This is a genomic window from Variovorax sp. efr-133-TYG-130 (assembly GCF_030208835.1).
In the GTDB taxonomy this organism is placed as follows: domain Bacteria; phylum Pseudomonadota; class Gammaproteobacteria; order Burkholderiales; family Burkholderiaceae_C; genus Variovorax.
The window spans coordinates 125462-144853 of record NZ_JARVTD010000037.1; the positions used below are offsets into that span (position 1 = coordinate 125462).

A 19392-nucleotide genomic window follows, 5' to 3' on the forward strand; every position below is an offset into this window, starting at 1 on the left:
ACCATGAACCCGCAAGCCACGTCCATGACGCTCTGGCAGGCCATCGATGCGCTGGCGGCGCAGCTGCCGTTCTCCATGCAGAAGGTGGGCCGCACGCTGTCGACCACGCTGAGCGACACGCATGCCGAAGGCGGCACCGTGTTCCAGTTCTTCGAAGGCACGCCGGTGCGCCTGGCGGATGGCGCCGAGCTTGCGCGCATCGACCTGCGCATCAAGCGCGAAGGCGCGCATCCCGGCTTCCTGGTGCTGGAGCTCAAAGGCCGCTGCGTGCCCTTGGCCGAAGTGCGCCAGCACTACCCCGCGCTTGAGATCACCGGCGTGCCGCGCGGCCGTTCGCTCGATGAATCGACCAGCCACACGGCCACGCTCGGCTGGGGCCGGTTGTCGTTCGGCTTCACCGAGCGCAACCCCGATTGCCTGGCCTTCGTGGCCTTCGACCCCGCGTAGAACACCCGCAAGAAAGCAGCCTGATGAAGTACCACATCCAGGAAGGCCGGTTCGACGTGCCCGACGACGGGCGCATCGACCGTTCGATGAACGTGCTGGCCATGCCCGACGGCTCGGGCACCACGCTCATCGTGAGCCGCGACACGCTGCGCGAGCAGGAGAGCCTGGCGCAGTTCGTGACGCGGCAGATGAACGACCTGACGCGCCAGGTGAGCCAGCTGAAGGAGGTGTCGCGCACCGACATCGCCGTGGGCCCGGCCATCGCGAGCCTGCGGGCCATCGAGCTTGCCACGCAGTTCAGGCAGAACGGGCAGGCGCTGCACCAGCGCCAGGCCGTGTTCCTGCTGCCGCAGGACCCGGCGGGCAAGGCCGTGCTCATTCTCACGGCCAGCAGCCCCGTGCCCTTCGATGCCGATGCGCTCGCGCTTTGGCGCCGCACGCTCGAGAGTTTTCAGCCCAGGGCCTGACACCTTCATGAAGGCCGCGACGACCCATGGCCGGTAAACCCGCCGCCCGGCTGCACGACCCCATTGCCCACACCAATGCGCACGCGCGCTTCTGGGCCAAGTTCGCGGGCGGGCTGATCGGCGGCATTGCGGTGGGCTTTGCCGCGGGCCTGGCGGCGGCCGCCGTGGTCGGCACCGGGGGGCTTGCGGGGCCGCTGGTGGCGGGCGCCGTGGTGGTGGGCGCGCGCATGGCCGGCGGCTATCTCGGCGCGAGCCTGGGCGAGTCGATCGCCGATGCGCTGGTGCCCGAGACCCTCACCGTGACCGGCATGATCACCAGCGGATCGTCGGACGTGTTCATCGACAGCAAGGCCATGGGCGCCGCGCGCGCCTCGCCGGAGACGCCGATGGACACCGTGAGCTGCAAGAACGACTCGCCGCAGATCCTTCTTGCCGAGGGCGCGGAGACCGTGTTCGTCAACATGGGCGTTGCCTCTCGCAAGGACGACCACACCGAATGCGGCGCCAAGGTGAGCGAAGGCTCGCCCACCGTATTCATCGGCGGGCCGACCGCGCGCGTGCGCGAGGTGGCCGACGAGGTGCCGCTCATCTCGAAGGTGCTGGTGACCGTGTTCAACCTGGTCATGATCTACCGCGGCCTGCGCTGCCTGCCCAAGCTCGCGCGCCAGGGCGCGAACGCGCTGCCTTGCCTGATCGAAGGCGCGGTAGGGCTGGGCATGGGCATCCACGGCATGGTCAGCTCCTTCGGCAACCCGGTGCATGCGGCCACGGGCGGCAAGTTCCTGGGCGGGGAGAGCGAGCTCGACTTCACGCTGCCCGGGCCGCTGCCCATTGCCTGGCAGCGCTTCTACGGCAGCCACGACCTTCGCCGCGACGGCGCGCTGGGGCAGGGTTGGAGCCTGCCTTATGCGATGGAGCTGCGCCTGGGCAGCGATGACGAAGGCCAGCCCATCGTCACGCTCATCGACGAGCAGGGCCGCCCGATGGTGCTGCCCGACATCGAGCCCGGCACCCGCCAGTACAGCCTGCGCGACGGCCTGGACCTGTGCCGTACCGAAGGCGGCCACTACTTCATTCACGTGCCGGGCGGCCTGTTCTTCATGTTCGAGCCGCCGGCCGAAGGCGGGCCGCACGCGCAGGCGCTGAAGCTCGCGCGGCTCGAAGACCGCAACGGCAACTTCATCGACCTGCGCCACGACGCGCTGGGCCGGCTCACGGCGCTGACCGACAGCACCGGACGGCTGCTGGCACTCGACTACCCTGGCGAGAGCCGCCGGCTGGCCGCGGTGCGCCTGGCCGCCGGTGCACCCGGCGAGCTGCCCGGCGTGCTGGTGGCCTACAGGCACGACGCCGAAGGCCGCCTGCTCGACGTGACCAATCGCAACGGCGCGGTGGTGCGCCGCTTCGGCTACGACGCCCAGGGCCTCATGAGCTTCCACGCCGACGCGGCGGGGCTGGAGTGCCATTACGAATGGCGCGGCTCGGCCGGTGACGCACACGTGGCCCGTCACTGGACCAACGACGGCGAGAGCTACACCGTGCGCCGCATGCACCCCGCCGCCGACGACGCACTGGCGCTGGGCGAGACACTGGTCGTCGACCAGCTCGGCCGCGAGTTCGCCTGGCACTGGAACGCCGACCACCAGGTCACCGACTACACCGACGCGGCCGGCCGCCAGTGGCATGCGGAGTACAACGACCTGCGCCAACTCGTCGCCATCACCGAGCCCGGCGGTGCCACCACGCGCTGCACCTACGACCCCATGGGCTTCATGAGCAGCCGCACCGATGCGCTGGGCCGCACCCGGAGCACCGGCTGGACCGAGTTCGGCGAGCCATGGCGCGAGACCCTGCCGGACGGCAGCACCTGGACCTACGCCTACAGCGACCAGGGCAACCTGGTGCGCGAGACCGACCCGCTGGGCCGCACCACCGAGTACGCCTACGACAGGCGTGGCTTGCCCATCGTCGTGACCGATGCCAAGGGCGGCGCCAACCGAATGGCCTGGAACGAGTGCGCGCAGCTGCTCTCCCTGACCGACTGCTCCGGCAAGACGACGCGCTACGCCTACGACGGCTGGGGCCACCTGCAGAGTGTGACCGACGCCGCGGGCCAGCGCACCCGGTTGACGCACGACGCCATGGGGCATCTGCTGTCGGTGTCGCTGCCCGACCAGAGCCACCAGTCGTTCCGCCGCGACGCGGCCGGCCGCATCGTGGCCGCCACCGATGCGCTGAGCCGCAGCACGCAGTTCGCATTCGGCCTGCGCGGCCAGCCGCTGGCGCGGCAGGACGCAGAGGGACGCCGCATCGCATGGCACTACGACAGTGCCCAGCGCCTGCAGTCGCTCGTCAACGAGAACGGCCTGCACTTCGAGTTCGTGCGAGATGCCGCCGACCGCGTGGTGGAAGAGCGCCGCGTGGGCGGCACGCGCGTGCAGGTCGAATACGACGCCAACGGCTGGCCGGTGTGCATCACCCATGTGCCGGGCATCGGCGACGAAGACCTCGTGCTGCACGACGGCACCGGGCCACGGCCCGCCGCGAGCCGGCCCTTGCGCACCGAACTGCTGCGCGACGCCGTGGGCCGCCTCGTCGCAAAGCGCACCGGGAGCCACCACTACCGCTACAGCTACGACCAGCTCGACCGGCTGACCGAGGCGGTCAAGCTGGAGGCGCCGCAACCCGGCACCGGCGGCGAAGCGCGCGCGCTGCACCGCACCGTGTTCGCCTACGACAAGCTCGGCCGCCTCATCGAAGAGACCGCCATCGACGAGCTCACCGGCGAGACGCACACCCTGCGCCACGCGCACGACGAACTCGGCAACCGCACGCAGACCGTGCTGCCCGCCGTCGCGTCGCAGCCGGGCGTGCAGCGCGCGCTGAACTACCTGTACTACGGCTCGGGCCACCTGCACCAGGTCAACCTGTCGCAGCGGCACGGCGACGCACCCGAGGTGCACCAGCTCATCAGCGACATCGAGCGCGACGACCTGCACCGCGAAGTGGCGCGCAGCCAGGGCGCGCTGCACACCCGCTTCGCGCTCGACCCGCTGGGCCGGCGCGCCGCGTCGTGGTGCCGGGCCGGCGGGCTGGACACGGCCTTCACTACGCAAGACCCGGGCTGGCGCCAGGCCATCGACAGCGCCGGCACCCCCGGCGCCCGCGTGCTCGACGGGCTGATGAAGGAATACAGCTACGACCCCGTGGGCGAGCTGCGGCAGAGCCGGCATTCGCTGCAGGGCACCACAGCGCACAGATACGACGCCACCGGACGCATCGAGCAGACCGTGCGCGGCGCGGCTGCCGCCAACAGCGAACGCTTCGCCTACGACCCCGCGGGCAACCTGCTCGACCCATCGTCGGGCGCGCCCGGCTACGTGCGCGACAACCTCGTGCGCGTGTTCGAGGACAAGCGCTACAGCTACGACGGCCATGGCCGGCTGGTGCGCAAGAGGGCGGGCAGGCACACAGAGCAGCGCTTCGAGTGGGACGAGGAAAGCCGCCTCGTGGCCGTACACACCACCCGGCGCCCGGGTACGCCCGAAGCCACCACGCAACTCACGCGCTTCGACTACGACGCGATGGGGCGTCGCGTGGCCAAGCACGACGCATTCGGCAGCACGCGGTTCATCTGGGAGGGGATGCGGCTGATCGAGGAGCGCAGGGGCTCGCAGGTGGTGAGCTATGTGTACGAGGCGGGCAGCCACGTGCCGGTGGCGCGGCTCGATGCGAAGGCCGAGCCCGCATCGGCATCGACCACGTCGCAGGTCTTTCACTTTCACAACGACACCGCCGGCCTGCCGGAAGAACTGAGCAACAACGAAGGCCAGCTGTGCTGGCGCGCGAACTACAGGACATGGGGCGCGACCGTTACCGAGCAGTGGGAGGTTACGGCCCTGAATGGCCGCGCCGTTGCATCGACCGACACGGTGCCCCAGGCCATCGAGCAGAACCTGCGCTTCCAGGGCCAGTACCTGGACAGGGACACGGGGCTGCACTACAACACCTTCCGGTTTTATGACCCGGACATCGGGCGGTTCATCAGCCCTGACCCCATCGGGCTTGCGGGCGGCGACAACCTGCATAGCTACTCGCCCAACCCCATCCGATGGATCGACCCGCTGGGTTGGATCTGCGGCGAGACGCTCGCACGGCCGGTCGGCTTCAACAGGGGCAGCCGCAACTTCACGCTGGAGCAGGGCAACGCCACCTCGGGCTGGAAGCACATCTACGACCGACACGTCGACCCCGCGCGGTTCCCCAACAAGTCAAAGTTCAACTCCAGCATGAGCCAGGGAGAGATTTCATCGCTGCTGGGCAAGACTCTCAAGCACGGCAAGGAGTCGAGCTACGAGGGGAAGGCCGTGTTCGAGTCCCGGCTGAAGTACGACGGACAATACAAACGCTATCGCGCCACCGTCAACGAAGACGGAACCGTTCGAACCTTCCACCCGCTGGACTGACTATGCTGGACATCTACTACACAGACCCCTCCACAACGGACATGCCCGAAGACCCGGGCAGCCTGGAACTGGCAGGTTCCATCGAACTCGATGCGCACCGTTCGCTTGCGGCGTTGTTCGACAAGGGCACCAAGGCCGGTGCAAGCTTCAAGTATTTCGAAGATTCCCTGTTGACGCCTGCACAGGTTGCAACGCTGCTGAAAATCTTCACTTCGAATGTGGGAGAACTCGGCGGCAACCGCCAGGCGCTTGCGGCGTTCGACGCGATGCGCGGCATCTTTGAAGGAGCGGTGAGCAAGGGCGCAGGGCTTGTGGCGTTCAGCGACTGAGCCTGTGGTCAGACCGAATGTTCCTTTGACCAAGTGGTGCTGCTTCCATCCAGCGTCACGGTTCATTTCCGCAAGGAGGAGGGCGACGTGCAGGTACTGACGAAGATCGCCGGTGCTCTGCTTTCTTCCGGCGCACTCGCGGACTACTACCGCTCGATGCTGCGGCGCTGAGCGATGGCCCCGGCTGTACGTACTCATGCTCGACAAGGGACTAGTAGATGGCACAGTGCCAGCCTGCTTCTTCGAGAGCCTGTAAGACCATGACCGCAATTGCCCCCGGCAAACTATTGGCATATTGGGCAACGCGGCCGACCGTGATGCCGATGCAGGAAGAGCTGGGCCTGATCCGCGATATGCGTGCACTGGACTGCGCGGAACTGCAGAAGCGGATGCCTCGATAGCAGCGAGTTCCGGGTGCGGGCAAATTGCGCGGATACGCATTGTTCGTGTGCCACGGTGTGCCCAATGCGGCACTTCCCTTCGTACATTTGTCGGTCGCCGCGCCTCACGGCGGGACATCGATGCACACCGCGCGATGTCGATGTGAGACACAAAAGGCGACGGCCAAGGTGCGCTAACACCATGGCCGTCTGACCAATCAACGTGCACTGACTTTGGAAAGCGAGCACATCAAATGGCTGATCAAATTATCGCCGGGCAAAACACGCCCTCATCCCACCACACCGCCACTGGGCCCGACGCCTTGGACATTCTTGAGAACAAGTTGTCCCAAATGCAATCTCTGCTGAGCTGCTGCTACGGCGACCGGAGTGGCTGGTTCGAAGAAATCGGCGAGCGGCATCGAGACAACCTCATGTGGCTCGCGTCCGACTTGGCGGACGACATTGCCCGGCTCGCCCAGGAGTTGCTGCAAAGGCTTCATGCGATGGATCGGCAAAGCGCCTGAGGGGATCGGGCGGCGCGCACTTTGCTGCGCCGACCCTCTCTATGGCGAAGCCGCAGCGAGCGCGCCGGGTGACAGCCGCTCGCGAAAGTAGTTGGCGGTCTCTTCGTCACTGCAGTAGACGTAACACCCCTTCATGCCGCGTGTCATCAGTGTGCGGTAGGTATTTTTGATGATGAGATCCGCTTCTGCAGCGGCGCTTTCGGGGTTCTTCTTGAAGCGGGTCTTGTAGCCGCGCAGCGTCTTGTCGAAGCGGTCTCGTGCTGCCGGCACAGTCTGGACGTGTCCGTTTCGCACGATCAAATCTGGTCCGATGATGACCCCGATGTAGTCCACCTCCAGACCTTGACACGTGTGAATGCAGCCCACCTCGTTGATCGAGTTCGGCGCAATGATCCACAGGCTTCCGTCGACGTCTAGGTTCCAGCGCTTCCGGTAGTCACCAATAACGATGTCGAAGGACCTCGGGTCTTTCTTGCTGGTCCACGGCCAGCAGTAGCCAGCGACCACGCGTGCCGTACCTGCCGTATTCTTCGCCGCGATCGATTCATGCAGCTCGCCGGGTGTGCCGAATACTTGAAAGTCGAACTCGGCTATCGTGAGCGTTTTATTGGCGGTCTTGCGTACATCAAGGGTGTTGTCGAGCCAAGCGATGTATCCGTCCGAGCCGCTGCACCTGAACTGCGAGGCCAGTTCGTGCTCCGACACCTCCGCGCCCTTGCCAACACCGAATTCACGGATGGTCTTCTTGGTGCCGATGTCGCTCAGCGTTACGCGCTGGTCTTCGTCGATGAAGAACACCGTGCACTTGGCGGCAGCAATGAGTTCCTTGACCTGGTTTTCGCCCAGATTTCCGTATAAGCCGCTCTTCTCGTTAAGCCGGTGCGCCTCATCCACGATCAGCACGTCGAACTGATCGGCGGGCGTATCGATGAAGCCACCAGAGCCTGTGAAGAGGTTGGCGTAGTGCGTGCGCTTCATTGTGCCCACGAGCTTGGTCTCATAGACACGTCTGGGCGCTGCGTTCTTCGAGACGTACTTGCAGTTGAGGCCGGCACCCATCAGTGTGACCAATGCGTTGATGGCGAGCACTGTCTTGCCAGTCCCCGGTCCGCCTTCGACGATCACTACCTTGGGACTCGCGCTCGATGCGGATCGGCCTGCGGCCAAGATGTGCTCGTAAACCTCTTTCTGATCATCGATCAAGATGAATTCGGCGTTCCCCTTCAACAAGGCTGCAAGGCTGTCGCTGAGCGCCTTTGATGGCCGTATGCGGCCGTTAGCCAGTTCGTAGAGCACCTTCGGGTCGCCGAACTTGATGTGCTGCTTGATGAAGGTGCGCAGCAAGCCTCGTTCGGTCTCGCCCCGAAGAAACAGCGGTGCCTTCGCAATGTAATCGGCGTAGTGGTCCGAGTCGATGACGCCGTCGCGCTCGTAGTTATGCAGATAAGCGCAGGCTTGTACGGCGATGCCACCGGAGTAGACGGCCTCGTTGAAGCCCTCCATCAGAGAGGCATAGGACCACGCTTGGTACGAGGGGTGCACGACTTCGCGGTGTCCGCCGCCGAGGTAGGTGCTGACCAGTGCGTCCTTCATAGTGGACTTCACCTTGTCCCATTGTTTTAGTTCGACGATGACAACGTTCTTCGCGTTGTCGTGACCTCGACCGGTCAAGCTGATATCGATGCGCTTGGAGCTTTGCGGGATGTGCAGTTCGACGGCCACGCCGACGTCGTCCGGAATTTCAGAGTCACTGAGTACCTTGGACATGTAGCCGAGCGAATCACGCCATGACCTCATCTCAGCCGCCGGCACTTTGCGCCCGGTGGCGCTGAGGTATTTGGCGAGGATTACGTCTTCGATATCTCGGTCGTTGTTGTCGCTGAGAAATTGCTTCTTGTCTGCCTCGTAGACGATCACATCAATCCTTCCCAGATTCGCCGGCTTCAGGCCGGCTGTGCTTCTTGCTGCTGCCGCGTACCTTGTTTGCGGGGTAGCGCAGGGCGTTTGCCTTCAGCTTTTGTTGAACGGCAGCGTTGAGGTCCACGCCCAGTACGGAAGACAGGCGAACGAGATAGAGCAAGACGTCCGCGATCTCGTCTTGAACAGCGCGAGCCGTTTGTGGATCTCGGCCTGCCGCCTTGGAAGCTTCTTCCGGCATCCACTGGAAGATTTCGTTCAGTTCGCCGACTTCGCCGGTCAGTGCCATTACCAAGTTTTTGGGTGAATGGAACTGGGCCCAATCGCGCTCGTCTGCAAACTGCTCCAGTTGTGCTGCGAGTTGTGAGAGGTCTACGAGTGCCGTGTTTGACGTCGAATTGCTGGCGTCAGTCATGTGGGGGCTTTTGCGTGTTTCATGGCCAATGCGATGCAAGCGAGCGGTCTTGCTCACATCTAAGAACAGCGCGTCGCGAGGCAATCGTTAACTGCGGCGGACGTTGACGTTAAAGTATGTCACCAATCGTTAACTTGGAGCGGGTGATGAACGTCAATTTCTGTGCAATTCAGGGAGTACGGGCTCGAAGTGAGCCCTGTCACCCCGTTGGATTGACCCTTGGGCGGTCGGCACAGATTGATTTCGCTGCGAATTGAGATGGGGGATGCACAAACGCCTCCGACCTTCACGCTGGGGCATATCTATCGCCGCTTGCAGGATCTCCACTTGGTCTATGGAGGGGGGCGGCAGGGTGGCATATCTAATTCCGCACAGGCCCCCGTGACTTTCCTGTTCACCGGAAGCGGCGAGCGCTACGGCTACGCTGACCGATTCGACGAGGAGGGCACCTTTTTTTACTTCGGTGAAGGCCAAAAGGGCCACATGGAATTTGTCCGTGGCAACTTGGCGGTGCTGAACCATTCAAGCCATGGCAAGGCGCTGCACCTGTTTCATGCCGTCGGCAGGGGCAAGGGACAAAAATATCTTGGTGAATTTGTCTATCAGGATCACAAGTGGGTCATTGCGCCGGATGTAGACGGCAATTCCCGTAGGGCAATCATTTTTAGACTCGTGCCTGTCACACGACTAGAGCAGTTCGAGCTTGCCTCGGCAGATGAGCCTGCGAAGCACATGACGCTTCAAGATTCGAGACGTCGGGCAATTGCCGCTTCTAAGGTCAGTGGCTTGGATGACAGCAAAAACGGGAGCCGCACGATATACGAGCGCAGCCGAGCAGTACGCGACTATGTGCTGAAGCGTGCGGCCGGTGTCTGTGAGCTTTGCAAGGAGCCTGCGCCTTTTCGTCGAAGCGATGGTTTGCCGTACTTAGAGCCGCACCACACCACTCGCTTGTCTGACGGTGGCCCTGATCACCCGCAGTTTGTTGCGGCTCTTTGCCCTGCATGCCATAGAGAAGTCCACTACGGCGAGCACGCTCAGGCAAAGAATCTGATGCTGAGGGAAAGACTTCGGGTTCTGGAGGCGTCTGAACCAACCTGATTTCGCGGCTGAGCCCGACTAAGGGCCGGAAAGGAAAAAGCCCCTGACTCTTGCGAATCAGGGGCTTTTATTTGGTGCCGGAGAGATGAATCGAACACCCGACCTTCTCATTACGAATGAGCTGCTCTACCGACTGAGCTACACCGGCGAAGCCTCAGATTATAGACAAAAAATCAGGCTTTCTCTGCGTGGTACTTCGTCAGGCGCTCAACTTCGTTTCTAGAACCCAACATCACGCTCACGCGCTCGTGCAGTTTGGAGGGTTGCAGCTCCAGGATGCGCTGCTTGCCGTTGGTGGCGGCGCCGCCGGCCTGCTCGACCAGCCAGCTCATGGGGTTGGCCTCGTACATCAGGCGCAGCTTGCCGGCCTTTTCGGGCTCGCGCTTGTCCCACGGGTACATGAAGACGCCGCCGCGCATCAGGATGCGGTGCACGTCGGCCACCATGCTGGCAATCCAGCGCATGTTGAAGTCTTTGCCGCGCGGGCCTTCCTTGCCGGCCAGGCATTCGTCGATGTAGCGCTTCACGGGCTCGTCCCAGTGGCGCATGTTGCTCATGTTGATGGCAAATTCCTTGGTGTCGGCCGGAATCTGGATGTCTTCCTGCGTCAGCACGAAGCTGCCTTGCTCGCGGTCGAGCGTGAACATGGCCACGCCGTTGCCCACGGTCAGCACCAGGGTGGTCTGCGGGCCGTAGATGCAGTAGCCGGCGGCCACCTGTTGAGTGCCGGGCTGCAGGAAGTCGCTTTCCTGCACGCCGGGGTGGTCGTCGGGCTTCTTCAGCACGCTGAAGATGGTGCCGATGCTCACGTTCACGTCGATGTTGCTGCTGCCGTCCAGCGGGTCGAACATGAGCAGGTATTCGCCCTGCGGGTAGCGGTTGGGCACCACGTGGATGGATTCCATTTCCTCGCTGGCCATGGCCGCGAGGTGGCCGCCCCATTCGTTGGCCTCGATCAGCACTTCGTTGGCGATGATGTCCAGCTTCTTCTGGATCTCGCCCTGCACGTTCTCGCTCTCGGCCGTGCCGAGCACGCCGCCCAGCGCGCCCTTGTTGACGGCCTGGCTGATGCTCTTGCAGGCACGGGCGACCACTTCGAGCAGCAGGCGAAGCTGGCCGGGAATGAGGCCGTCGGCGCGCTGTTGTTCGACGAGGTAGCGGGTGAGGGAAATCTTTTGTTGAGCCATGTGTCTTGTGGGGTTCGGTTGCTTCAGTTTCCGGCGAGAGCGCGGGTAACCACTTCGTGGGTGTCCTTGCTCAGGTCGGGCTTGGCGGCCACGCGGGCAATGGCTTCGCGCGCGGCGCTGCGGTACGGCTCGGCCAGCTTGCTCCAGCGGTCGAGCGAGCGCGCCAGGCGCGCGGCCACCTGCGGGTTGATGGCGTCCAGCTCGATGACGCGTTCGCTCCAGAACACGTAGCCGGCCGCGTCGGGGCGGTGGAATGCGCCGGGGTTGGCGCTGCAGTAGCTGAAGATCACGCTGCGCGCGCGGTTCGGGTTCTTCAGCGAGAAGTCGGGGTGCTTCATCAGCTGCTTCACCAGCGGCAGGATGTCGCCGCCGCGGTCGCTGGCGCCGGCCTGCAGGGAGAACCACTTGTCGATGACCAGCGCCTCGTCCTTGAAGATGGCGTGGAAGCGCGCCAGCGCCTGCGCCGCCAGGGTGTGGCCCGACGACACCAGCGCGTTGAGCGCGTTGAAGCGGTCGGTCATGTTGCCCGCGTCCTTGAAGCGCTGCAGCGTCTTGCCCGGCCACACCACGTCGCCCGAGGCGCGCGCCGCCAGGCACAGGAAGTTGAGCGCCATGCCGGCCAGCGCGCGGCGGCCCGACGATGTCGGGTCGGGGCTGTAGGCGCCGGTGTCGTGGTTGTCTTCGTAGGCCTGTTGCCAGTCTGCGAAGAGGGCGGTGGCCAGCTGGGCGCGCATGGCTTCGCGCACCAGATGCACGCGCTGCGGGTCGACCACTTCGAGCTGCTCGGCAATGTAGGTTTCCGACGGCAGCGTGAGCACCAGTTCCTTGAAGGCGGCGTCGAGCTGCGGGTTGCGCAGCACGCTGCGCATGGCGTCGATGTAGGCGTCGTTGAGCACCGGCGTGGTGTCGGTGGCCAGGGCGGCAATGCCCTGCAGCGCGGCGCGCAGGCCCAGGCGCTGGCCGGCTTCCCAGCGGTTGAACGGGTCGGGGTCGTTGGCCAGCAGGGTCAGCAGCTGGGCGTCGGTGTACTCGAAGTCGAGGATCACCGGTGCGCTGAAGCCGCGCAATATGGAAGGCACGGGTTCGGCGTCCAGCCCCACGAAGGTGATCTGCTCGCCGGCGCGCGACAGCACCAGGGTGCGCGTGCCGCGCGTCACTTCGCTTTCGCCTTCGAGCTGCAGCGGCAGTTCGCGGCCGTTGGCGTCGAGCAGGCCCACGTTCAGCGGAATGACGAAGGGTTCCTTGACCGGCTGGCCCGGTGTGGGCGGGCAGCTCTGCACCACGCTCAGGGTGTAGCTGCGGTTTGCGGGGTCGTACACGCCGTGGGCCGCAAGGCGCGGCGTGCCGGCCTGGCTGTACCAGCGCTTGAACTGCGGCAGCAGGCGGGCCAGTTCGGATTCGGGGTTGGCGTCGGCAATGGCCTGCGCGAAGTCGTCGCAGGTCACGGCCTGACCGTCATGGCGCTCGAAGTAGAGCGTGATGCCCTTCTCGAAGCCCTTGCGGCCGACCAGCGTCTGCATCATGCGCACCACCTCGGCACCCTTTTCGTAGATGGTGACGGTGTAGAAGTTGCTGATCTCGATGTAGCTGTCGGGCCGCACCGGGTGGGCCATGGGGCCCGCGTCTTCGGGGAACTGGGCGGTGCGCAGCACGCGAACGTCTTCGATGCGCTTCACGGCACGGGCCGAGGCGTCGGCGCACAGGTCCTGGCTGAATTCCTGGTCGCGGAAGACGGTGAGGCCTTCCTTCAGCGAGAGCTGGAACCAGTCGCGGCAGGTCACTCGGTCGCCGCTCCAGTTGTGGAAGTACTCGTGGCCGACCACGCTTTCGATGTTGCTGTAGTCGGCGTCGGTGGCGGTGGCCTGGTTGGCCAGAACGTACTTCGTGTTGAAGATGTTCAGGCCCTTGTTTTCCATGGCGCCCATGTTGAAGTCGCTGGTGGCGACGATCATGAAGCGGTCCAGGTCCAGCGGCAGGCCGAAGCGGGCCTCGTCCCACAGCACCGAGTTGATGAGCGAGTTCATCGCGTGCTCGGTCTTGTCGAGGTCGCCGGCGCGCACGTACACCTGCAGCAGGTGTTCCTTGCCGCTGCGCGCCTTGATGCGCTGCTCGCGCGCCACCAGCTTGCCCGCCACCAGGGCGAACAGGTAGCTGGGCTTCTTGAACGGGTCGACCCACTTGGCAAAGTGCCGGCCTTCGGGCAGTTCGCCCTGTTCGACCAGGTTGCCGTTCGACAGCAGCACCGGGTAGGCGGCCTTGGCGGCGCGCAGCGTGACGGTGTAGCTCGCCATCACGTCCGGACGGTCGAGGAAATAGGTGATGCGGCGGAAGCCCTCGGCCTCGCACTGCGTGAAGAAGGTGTCTTCGCTCACGAACAGGCCCATCAGCTTGGTGTTCTTGATGGGGCAGCAGGTGGTGAAGATCTCGAGCTCGAACGCATCGGGCAGGCCGTCGATGACGAGCTGGTCGCCTTCCATGCGGAACGACGCGCCCTGGCCGTTGACCAGCACGCGCGCCAGGTTCAGCTCGTCGCCGTCAAGGCGCAGCGGCTGCACCGGCACATCGGGGTTGCGGCGCATCTGCATGCGGTTGAGCACGCGGGTCTTGGCGGGGTCGAGGTCGAAGGTCAGGTCGACGGTGTCGATCCAGTAGGCCGGAGCGGCATAGTCTTCGCGGCGAATGGCAATGGGTTGCCCTTGGGCGTCACGCTGCAGCATCGAGGGTCTCCAGAAAATTTGAATGGGCGAGTTCGTTGTAGTCGCGAACGGCGGCGATCACGTGGGGGCCGGCCAGCTCCGCGGCGGTATGGGTGCTGCACACGGCCACGGCACGCATGCCGCCGCGGCGCGCGGCCTCGATGCCGAAGGGCGCGTCTTCGAACACGATGCAGCGCTCGGGCGCCACGCCGATGCGGCGCGCGGCTTCGAGAAAGATGGCGGGCGTGGGCTTGCCGCTGAAGCCTTCGTCGCCGCCCACGATGGCCAGCGGCAGCGGGTCCATCTTCAGCCGGGACATGGCGAACTCGATGTTGCCCTTGTCGCCCGCCGTGCCCACCGCCACCTTGAGCCCGCGCGCCTCGGCCGCCTTGGCGAAGGCGGTGAAGCCGGCCACTTCGGTGAAGTTGTCGTGGAACATGGCGCGGTAGATCTCTTCTTTCTCGTGCACCAGGGCCTGGCACTCGGCATCGGACAGCTCGCGCTCGAACAGCTCGCGCATGCTCTCCGTGCCCGTGCGGCCGGTGGTGCGCGCAAGGATTTCGCTCACGTCGAGCTTCACGCCGTGGTTCTGCGCAAATTCGACCCACGACCGCGCATGCCAGGGCATGGAGTCGATCATGGTGCCGTCCATGTCGAAGATGAAGGCTTCGACCTTGCCGTGCATCAGGCTCATTGGGGTTACACGCCTTGCTTGAGAGAGGCTTCGATGAACACGTCGAGGTCGCCGTCCAGCACCTTCTGGGTGGCCGAGACTTCGACGTTGGTGCGCAGGTCCTTGATGCGGCTGTTGTCCAGCACGTAGCTGCGGATCTGGTGGCCCCAGCCCACGTCGGTCTTGCTGTCTTCGAGCTTCTGCTGTTCTTCCTGGCGCTTGCGCATCTCGTGGTCGTACAGGCGCGAGCGCAGGCGCTTCCACGCCACGTCGCGGTTGCTGTGCTGGCTGCGGCCGTCCTGGCACTGCACCACGATGCCGGTCGGAATGTGCGTCAGGCGCACGGCCGAGTCGGTCTTGTTGATGTGCTGGCCGCCGGCGCCGCTGGCGCGGAAGGTGTCGGTGCGCACGTCGGCCGGGTTGATCTCGATCTCGATGGAGTCGTCGATTTCCGGGTACACGAAGATGCTGGCAAAGCTGGTGTGGCGCCCGCCCGACGAGTCGAACGGCGACTTGCGCACCAGGCGGTGCACGCCCGTTTCGGTGCGCAGCAGGCCGAAGGCGTAGTCGCCTTCTACCTTGATGGTCGCGCCCTTGATGCCGGCGGTGTCGCCCGGCGTTTCGTCTTCGATCTGCGTCTTGAAGCCCTTGCGCTCTGCGTACTTCAGGTACTGGCGCAGCAGCATGCTGGCCCAGTCGCAGGCCTCGGTGCCGCCGGCGCCGGCCTGGATGTCGATGAAGGCGTTGAGCGGGTCGGCCGGGTTGTTGAACATCCGGCGGAATTCGAGCTGCTTGATGTCGGCTTCGAGCGCGGCGGCGTCATCGGCGATGGACTGCAGGCCGTCCATGTCGCCTTCTTCCTTCGACATCTCGAAGAGTTCGGTGTTGTCCGACAGCCCGTTGGTGAGACGGTCGAGCGTGACGACCACGTCGTCGAGCGACTTCTTCTCCTTGCCCAGCTCCTGGGCCTTCTTCGGGTCGTTCCAGACGTTCGGGTCTTCGAGCGATGCGTTGACTGTCCTCAGTCGTTCAGCTTTGGCATCGTAGTCAAAGATACCTCCGTAAATCGACCGTGCGGGCGCTCAGGTCCGCGAGCATTGCGCCGATTTGGTTGATCTGTTCTGCGTCCATGGGGTGTCCTGACTGTGTTCGGGGGAAACCGGACATTTTCTCATGCTCCGGCAACCGGGCCGGGAGCGCCCCCGTATTGCTCCTTCCCCCGCTGGGGGAAGGCCGGGATGGGGGCGGGCAGGGCGTTTAGTGCGAGCGCCGCTTGCCCCCACCCCAACCCTCCCCCGGCGGGGGAGGGAGAAAGTCATCAGAACGCGGGAATCAGCGAGCCCTTGAACTGCGTCTCGATGAAGCTCTTCACCTCCGGCGACTGGTAGGCCGCCACCAGGCGCCTGGCCCAGGGCTTGTCCTTGTCGGCGCGGCGCACGGCGATCAGGTTGGCGTAGGGGCTCTTGGGCGATTCCTTGATCACGGCGTCCTTGTTGAACGACAGGCCGGCTTTCTCCGCGTAGTCGTTGTTGATGGCGGCAATGGCCAGGTCGTCGAGCGAACGCGGCAGCTGGGCGGCGTCCAGCGCCACCAGCTTCAGCTTCCTGGGATTGGTCACCACGTCCAGCGGGGTGGCGTTGTTGTTCTTCACGGCCTCGGGCTTGAGGGTGATGAGGCCGGCCTGCTGCAGCAGCAACAGCGCGCGGTTGCCGTTCGACGGGTCGTTCTGGATGCCGACCGATGCGCCGTCCGGCAGCTGGTCGACCGACTTGATCTTGCGCGAGTAGAAGCCCAGCGGCGCGGTGATGGTCAGGCCCACCGGCACCAGGTCGAAGCCGCGTGCCTTGATCTGGTTGTCCAGGAAGGGCTGGTGCTGGAAGGCGTTGGCGTCCAGGTCGCCCGAGGCCAGCGCCGCGTTGGGCAGCTGGTAGTCGTTGAACACCACGACCTGGATGTTCAGGCCGTCCTTGGCGGCGACCTTCCTGACCACCTCGAAGATCTGCTCGCCGTTGCCGACGGAAACGCCGACCTTGATGTTGTTCTTGTCCTGGGCCAGGGCAGCGCTGCCGCTGAAGACTGCTGCGGCCAGCGTGGCGATGAAAAGGCTGCGGCGGCGGAAAGTGGAGTGCATGACAGTGCGGAAATCGAAAAAATGAAGGCGCGAATGTGGCACTGCAGCAAGGAATTGGGAACGAACGAATAGGCATATCGATATGGCGTGCATGGCGCGCATCGAGGTTTTCTTATGCTGTATGCGATATAAACAGCATCCTTTTTCTTCGTTCCCTTTTGCCGCTTTTGTTTTCATACTCGGCACCTTTTTCGCGAACCTCCGTGCCCGGCGCCCTCGCCGGGCGCGCTTCTTCCCAATGAGCCATCCTTCGCCCGATGCGGGCCGCGCCAGCGCGGCACCCGTCATCCGACTCCAATCCGTGCAGAAGTCCTTTGCACTGCCCAGCGGCGAGGTGTTCGACGCCGTGCATTCGCTGTCGCTCGAAATCCAGCAGGGCGACGTGTTCGGCCTGATCGGCAAGAGCGGCGCCGGCAAGTCGACGCTGCTGCGCCTGATCAACCTGCTGGAGCGGCCCGACGCGGGCCAGGTCTTCGTGGGCGGCCGCGACCTCACCACGCTCTCGCGCAGCGAGCTGCGTGACACGCGCCAGAACATCGGCATGATCTTCCAGCAGTTCAACCTGCTGCAGAACGCCACGGTGTTCGACAACGTGGCCTTCCCGCTGAAGATCCACGGCCGCCACTCCAGGGCCGAAATCGACGCGCGCGTGCGCGAATGCCTGGCCCTGGTGGGCCTGGCCGAGAAGATCGACACCTACCCGGCGCAGCTGTCCGGCGGCCAGAAGCAGCGCGTGGCCATCGCCCGCGCGCTGGCGCCGCGCCCGCAGGTGCTGCTGTGCGACGAGCCCACCTCGGCGCTCGACTCCGAGACCACGCGCTCGCTGCTGGAGACGCTGCGCGACATCAACCAGAAGATCGGCGTGACCATCGTGATCGTGACGCACGAGCTGTCGGTGGTCGAGGTGCTGTGCCGCAACGTGGCCATCCTCGAAAAGGGCCGCCTGATCGAGCAGTTCGCCGTCGAAGATGCGCCTAACGAAGAGCGCAAGACCGCGCTGGGCCGCGAAATCGACGAACTGGTGCGCCGGCGCGAACGCGACGTGCGCGAACAGCAACAGGCGCAGCAGCAGCAACAAGACCGCGCCGCGACGGCCGTGGCCGCCAAGGAGCCCGCCTGTGTTTGAGAACATCGCCCCTATCCTCCCCGAGCTGTGGGTCGCCACCGGCCAGACTTTCATGATGCTGGCCATCGGCCTCACGGCGGCGGTGCTCATCGGCGGGCCGCTGGGCATCCTGCTGTTCCTGCTGGGCCCGGGCCAGTCGCTCGAGAACAAGCCTGCGTTCCTGGTGCTCAACTGGCTGGTGAACACGGTGCGCTCGTTCCCTTTCATCATCCTGCTGGTGGCGCTGGTGCCGTTCACGCGGGTCATCGCGGGCACGTCGATCGGCCCGCTGGCGGCCGCGGTGCCGCTGTCGTTCGCGGCCATTCCCTACCTGGCGCGGCTGGTCGACCAGTGCCTGCGCGAAGTGCCGCGCGGCGTGATCGAGGCGGCCCATGCCATGGGCGCGACCGAGCTGCAGATCGTCTGGCGCGTGCTGCTGGTGGAGGCCCGCTCGGGCCTGGTGCTGGCGCTGACCGTGCTGGCCGTGAGCTTCCTGTCTTACTCGGCGGTGGCCGGCGTGGTGGGCGGCGGCGGCATCGGCGACCTGGCCATCCGCTACGGCTACTACCGTTTCCAGACCGACGTGATGGTGCTCACCGTGGCGCTGCTCGTGGTGCTGGTACAGATCCTGCAGTTCGTGGGCAACACCACGGCAAGCAGGCTCGACAAGCGTTGAGTTGATTCTTTCTTTTCCCTAGCTAGCTTTCTCTATCTCATGAAGACCGTTTTCCTGCGCCGTTCCGTTCTCGCCCTGTCCCTGGCCGCGCTGTCGCTCGGCGGCCTCTCGCTGCAGGCCCATGCGCAAGACCCCGCCAAGAAGAACCTGGTGATCGGCGGCACCGCCGGCTCCAACGCCGACCAGCTGAAGGCCGGCATCGTGCCGATCCTCGAAAAGAAGGGCTACAAGGTCAAGCTGGTGGAGTTCAACGACTACGTGCAGCCCAACCTGGCGCTGGCCCAGGGTTCGCTCGACGCCAACTTCTTCCAGCATCAGGTCTACCTGAAGAAGTTCGCGGCCGACCAGAAGCTCGACATCACCGAGCTGGTGCAGGGCCCGATCGCCCCCATGGGCGTGTACTCGACCAAGCGCAAGACGCTGGCCGATGTGAAGGAAGGCGACCGCGTGACGCTGCCGAACGACCCGAGCAACCTGGCCCGTGCGCTGGTGCTGCTGGAGCAGAACAAGCTGATCACCATCAAGGCCGGCATCGACCCGCTGCGCGCGTCTGAAAAGGACGTGGCCGAGAACCCGAAGAAGCTGAAGTTCATTCCGCTCGAAGCCGCGCAGCTGCCGCGCTCGCTGGGCGACACCGAGTACGCGATCGTCAACGGCAACTTCGCGATCTCGTCGGGCCTGAAGCTCACCGAAGCGGTGGTGCTCGAGAAGACGCCCGACTACTACCTGAATGTGGTGGCCGTGAAGACCGCCGACAAGAACACCCAGTGGGCCAAGGACATCGCCGAAGCCTATCGCTCGAAGGAGTTCAAGGCGGTGGTCGACAGCAAGTTCCAGGGCTACGCCAAGCCCAGCTTCCTGCAGTAAGCCTTTCT

At 64.7% G+C, this 19392-nt stretch carries 18 protein-coding genes and 1 tRNA gene; 11 read left to right on the plus strand and 8 right to left on the minus strand.

The genetic code is table 11. The features are described 5' to 3' along the window. Nucleotides 1-3: 3 nt before the first annotated feature. The 7 genes from QRN67_RS28995 (at nt 4) to QRN67_RS29025 (ending at nt 6616) form a co-directional block, all read left to right on the plus strand. Nucleotides 4-447: a hypothetical protein gene (locus QRN67_RS28995; RefSeq protein ID WP_285414671.1), complete on the plus strand. Its 444-nt coding sequence runs from the start codon at nt 4-6 to the stop codon at nt 445-447. A gap of 23 nt (nt 448-470) precedes the next feature. Next, entirely contained in the window at nt 471-914 is a 444-nt protein-coding gene (locus QRN67_RS29000; protein WP_285414672.1) for a DcrB-related protein, read from the plus strand. Between the two features lie 26 nt (nt 915-940). Further along, the gene (locus QRN67_RS29005; protein ID WP_285414673.1) at nt 941-5380 is read left to right on the plus strand and encodes an RHS repeat-associated core domain-containing protein; all 4440 of its coding nucleotides are present in this window, start codon (nt 941-943) and stop codon (nt 5378-5380) included. A 2-nt stretch (nt 5381-5382) separates the two neighbouring features. Next, nucleotides 5383-5709 carry a hypothetical protein gene (locus QRN67_RS29010; RefSeq protein WP_285414674.1) on the plus strand — a complete coding sequence of 109 codons (327 nt, stop codon included), beginning with the start codon at nt 5383-5385 and terminating at the stop codon, nt 5707-5709. A gap of 36 nt (nt 5710-5745) precedes the next feature. Beyond that, nucleotides 5746-5880: a hypothetical protein gene (locus QRN67_RS29015; RefSeq protein WP_285414675.1), complete on the plus strand. Its 135-nt coding sequence runs from the start codon at nt 5746-5748 to the stop codon at nt 5878-5880. Between the two features lie 89 nt (nt 5881-5969). After that, nucleotides 5970-6110, plus strand: a complete 141-nt coding sequence (locus tag QRN67_RS29020; RefSeq protein WP_285414676.1) for a hypothetical protein — start codon at nt 5970-5972, stop codon at nt 6108-6110. A 233-nt stretch (nt 6111-6343) separates the two neighbouring features. After that, nucleotides 6344-6616, plus strand: coding sequence for a hypothetical protein (locus tag QRN67_RS29025; protein ID WP_285414677.1), 273 nt, complete (start codon nt 6344-6346; stop codon nt 6614-6616). Nucleotides 6617-6655: 39 nt separating this feature from the next. Here the strand turns inward: QRN67_RS29025 and QRN67_RS29030 are convergent, their stop codons facing one another. Both QRN67_RS29030 and QRN67_RS29035 read right to left on the minus strand, forming a co-directional pair. Next, nucleotides 6656-8533, minus strand: a complete 1878-nt coding sequence (locus QRN67_RS29030; RefSeq protein ID WP_285414678.1) for a DUF2075 domain-containing protein — start codon at nt 8531-8533, stop codon at nt 6656-6658. Between the two features lies 1 nt (nt 8534). Beyond that, nucleotides 8535-8948 (minus strand): nucleotide pyrophosphohydrolase, encoded by a 414-nt coding sequence (locus tag QRN67_RS29035; protein ID WP_285414679.1) that lies wholly within the window; start codon nt 8946-8948, stop codon nt 8535-8537. 258 nt (nt 8949-9206) lie between these two features. On the opposite strand from QRN67_RS29035, the gene QRN67_RS29040 reads away from it, so the two are divergent. Further along, nucleotides 9207-10049 (plus strand): HNH endonuclease, encoded by an 843-nt coding sequence (locus QRN67_RS29040; protein WP_503010952.1) that lies wholly within the window; start codon nt 9207-9209, stop codon nt 10047-10049. Between the two features lie 72 nt (nt 10050-10121). Here the strand turns inward: QRN67_RS29040 and QRN67_RS29045 are convergent. The 6 genes from QRN67_RS29045 to QRN67_RS29070 form a co-directional block, all read right to left on the minus strand. Beyond that, nucleotides 10122-10197, minus strand: a tRNA-Thr gene (locus QRN67_RS29045). Nucleotides 10198-10222: 25 nt separating this feature from the next. Continuing rightward, the gene (locus QRN67_RS29050; RefSeq protein WP_106937218.1) at nt 10223-11236 is read right to left on the minus strand and encodes a class 1 fructose-bisphosphatase; all 1014 of its coding nucleotides are present in this window, start codon (nt 11234-11236) and stop codon (nt 10223-10225) included. A gap of 23 nt (nt 11237-11259) precedes the next feature. Further along, a complete protein-coding gene (gene pepN, locus QRN67_RS29055; RefSeq protein WP_285414681.1) occupies nt 11260-13953 on the minus strand; it encodes an aminopeptidase N in 2694 nt (897 codons plus the stop codon). Beyond that, the gene (locus tag QRN67_RS29060) at nt 13940-14626 is read right to left on the minus strand and encodes an HAD family hydrolase (protein WP_285414682.1); all 687 of its coding nucleotides are present in this window, start codon (nt 14624-14626) and stop codon (nt 13940-13942) included. The genes pepN and QRN67_RS29060 overlap by 14 nt, the downstream gene beginning before the upstream one ends. Nucleotides 14627-14631: 5 nt before the next feature. Then, a protein-coding gene (gene prfB, locus QRN67_RS29065; RefSeq protein ID WP_106937221.1) for a peptide chain release factor 2 occupies nt 14632-15736 on the minus strand; the annotation gives its coding sequence in 2 pieces (ribosomal slippage) (nt 14632-15654 and nt 15656-15736; 1104 coding nt in all). Nucleotides 15737-15923: 187 nt separating this feature from the next. Beyond that, the gene (locus tag QRN67_RS29070; protein WP_285414683.1) at nt 15924-16736 is read right to left on the minus strand and encodes a MetQ/NlpA family ABC transporter substrate-binding protein; all 813 of its coding nucleotides are present in this window, start codon (nt 16734-16736) and stop codon (nt 15924-15926) included. 238 nt (nt 16737-16974) lie between these two features. Here QRN67_RS29070 and QRN67_RS29075 point away from each other — a divergent pair, with 238 nt between their 5' ends. From QRN67_RS29075 to QRN67_RS29085, 3 genes are read left to right on the plus strand one after another with little or no spacing between them, the layout of a single operon-like run. After that, complete coding sequence (locus tag QRN67_RS29075) at nt 16975-17862, plus strand: methionine ABC transporter ATP-binding protein (protein WP_081271272.1); 888 nt, start codon at nt 16975-16977, stop codon at nt 17860-17862. Beyond that, nucleotides 17855-18517, plus strand: coding sequence for a methionine ABC transporter permease (locus tag QRN67_RS29080; RefSeq protein WP_081271273.1), 663 nt, complete (start codon nt 17855-17857; stop codon nt 18515-18517). The genes QRN67_RS29075 and QRN67_RS29080 overlap by 8 nt, the downstream gene beginning before the upstream one ends. Before the next feature lie 39 nt (nt 18518-18556). Beyond that, entirely contained in the window at nt 18557-19384 is an 828-nt protein-coding gene (locus tag QRN67_RS29085) for a MetQ/NlpA family ABC transporter substrate-binding protein (RefSeq protein WP_081271274.1), read from the plus strand. Nucleotides 19385-19392: the final 8 nt, after the last annotated feature.

Bases quoted from the DNA above. Each gene is read 5' to 3' on its own strand.
- QRN67_RS29085 (WP_081271274.1), top strand. From the start codon at position 18,557: ATGAAGACCGTTTTCCTGCGCCGTTCCGTTCTCGCCCTGTCCCTGGCC.
- QRN67_RS29010 (WP_285414674.1), top strand. From the start codon at position 5,383: ATGCTGGACATCTACTACACAGACCCCTCCACAACGGACATGCCCGAA.
- QRN67_RS29050 (WP_106937218.1), bottom strand. From the start codon at position 11,236: ATGGCTCAACAAAAGATTTCCCTCACCCGCTACCTCGTCGAACAACAG.
- QRN67_RS29060 (WP_285414682.1), bottom strand. From the start codon at position 14,626: ATGAGCCTGATGCACGGCAAGGTCGAAGCCTTCATCTTCGACATGGAC.
- QRN67_RS29070 (WP_285414683.1), bottom strand. From the start codon at position 16,736: ATGCACTCCACTTTCCGCCGCCGCAGCCTTTTCATCGCCACGCTGGCC.
- QRN67_RS29000 (WP_285414672.1), top strand. From the start codon at position 471: ATGAAGTACCACATCCAGGAAGGCCGGTTCGACGTGCCCGACGACGGG.
- QRN67_RS29005 (WP_285414673.1), top strand. From the start codon at position 941: ATGGCCGGTAAACCCGCCGCCCGGCTGCACGACCCCATTGCCCACACC.
- QRN67_RS29035 (WP_285414679.1), bottom strand. From the start codon at position 8,948: ATGACTGACGCCAGCAATTCGACGTCAAACACGGCACTCGTAGACCTC.
- QRN67_RS28995 (WP_285414671.1), top strand. From the start codon at position 4: ATGAACCCGCAAGCCACGTCCATGACGCTCTGGCAGGCCATCGATGCG.
- QRN67_RS29075 (WP_081271272.1), top strand. From the start codon at position 16,975: ATGAGCCATCCTTCGCCCGATGCGGGCCGCGCCAGCGCGGCACCCGTC.
- QRN67_RS29025 (WP_285414677.1), top strand. From the start codon at position 6,344: ATGGCTGATCAAATTATCGCCGGGCAAAACACGCCCTCATCCCACCAC.
- QRN67_RS29020 (WP_285414676.1), top strand. From the start codon at position 5,970: ATGACCGCAATTGCCCCCGGCAAACTATTGGCATATTGGGCAACGCGG.
- pepN (WP_285414681.1), bottom strand. From the start codon at position 13,953: ATGCTGCAGCGTGACGCCCAAGGGCAACCCATTGCCATTCGCCGCGAA.
- QRN67_RS29040 (WP_503010952.1), top strand. From the start codon at position 9,207: ATGGGGGATGCACAAACGCCTCCGACCTTCACGCTGGGGCATATCTAT.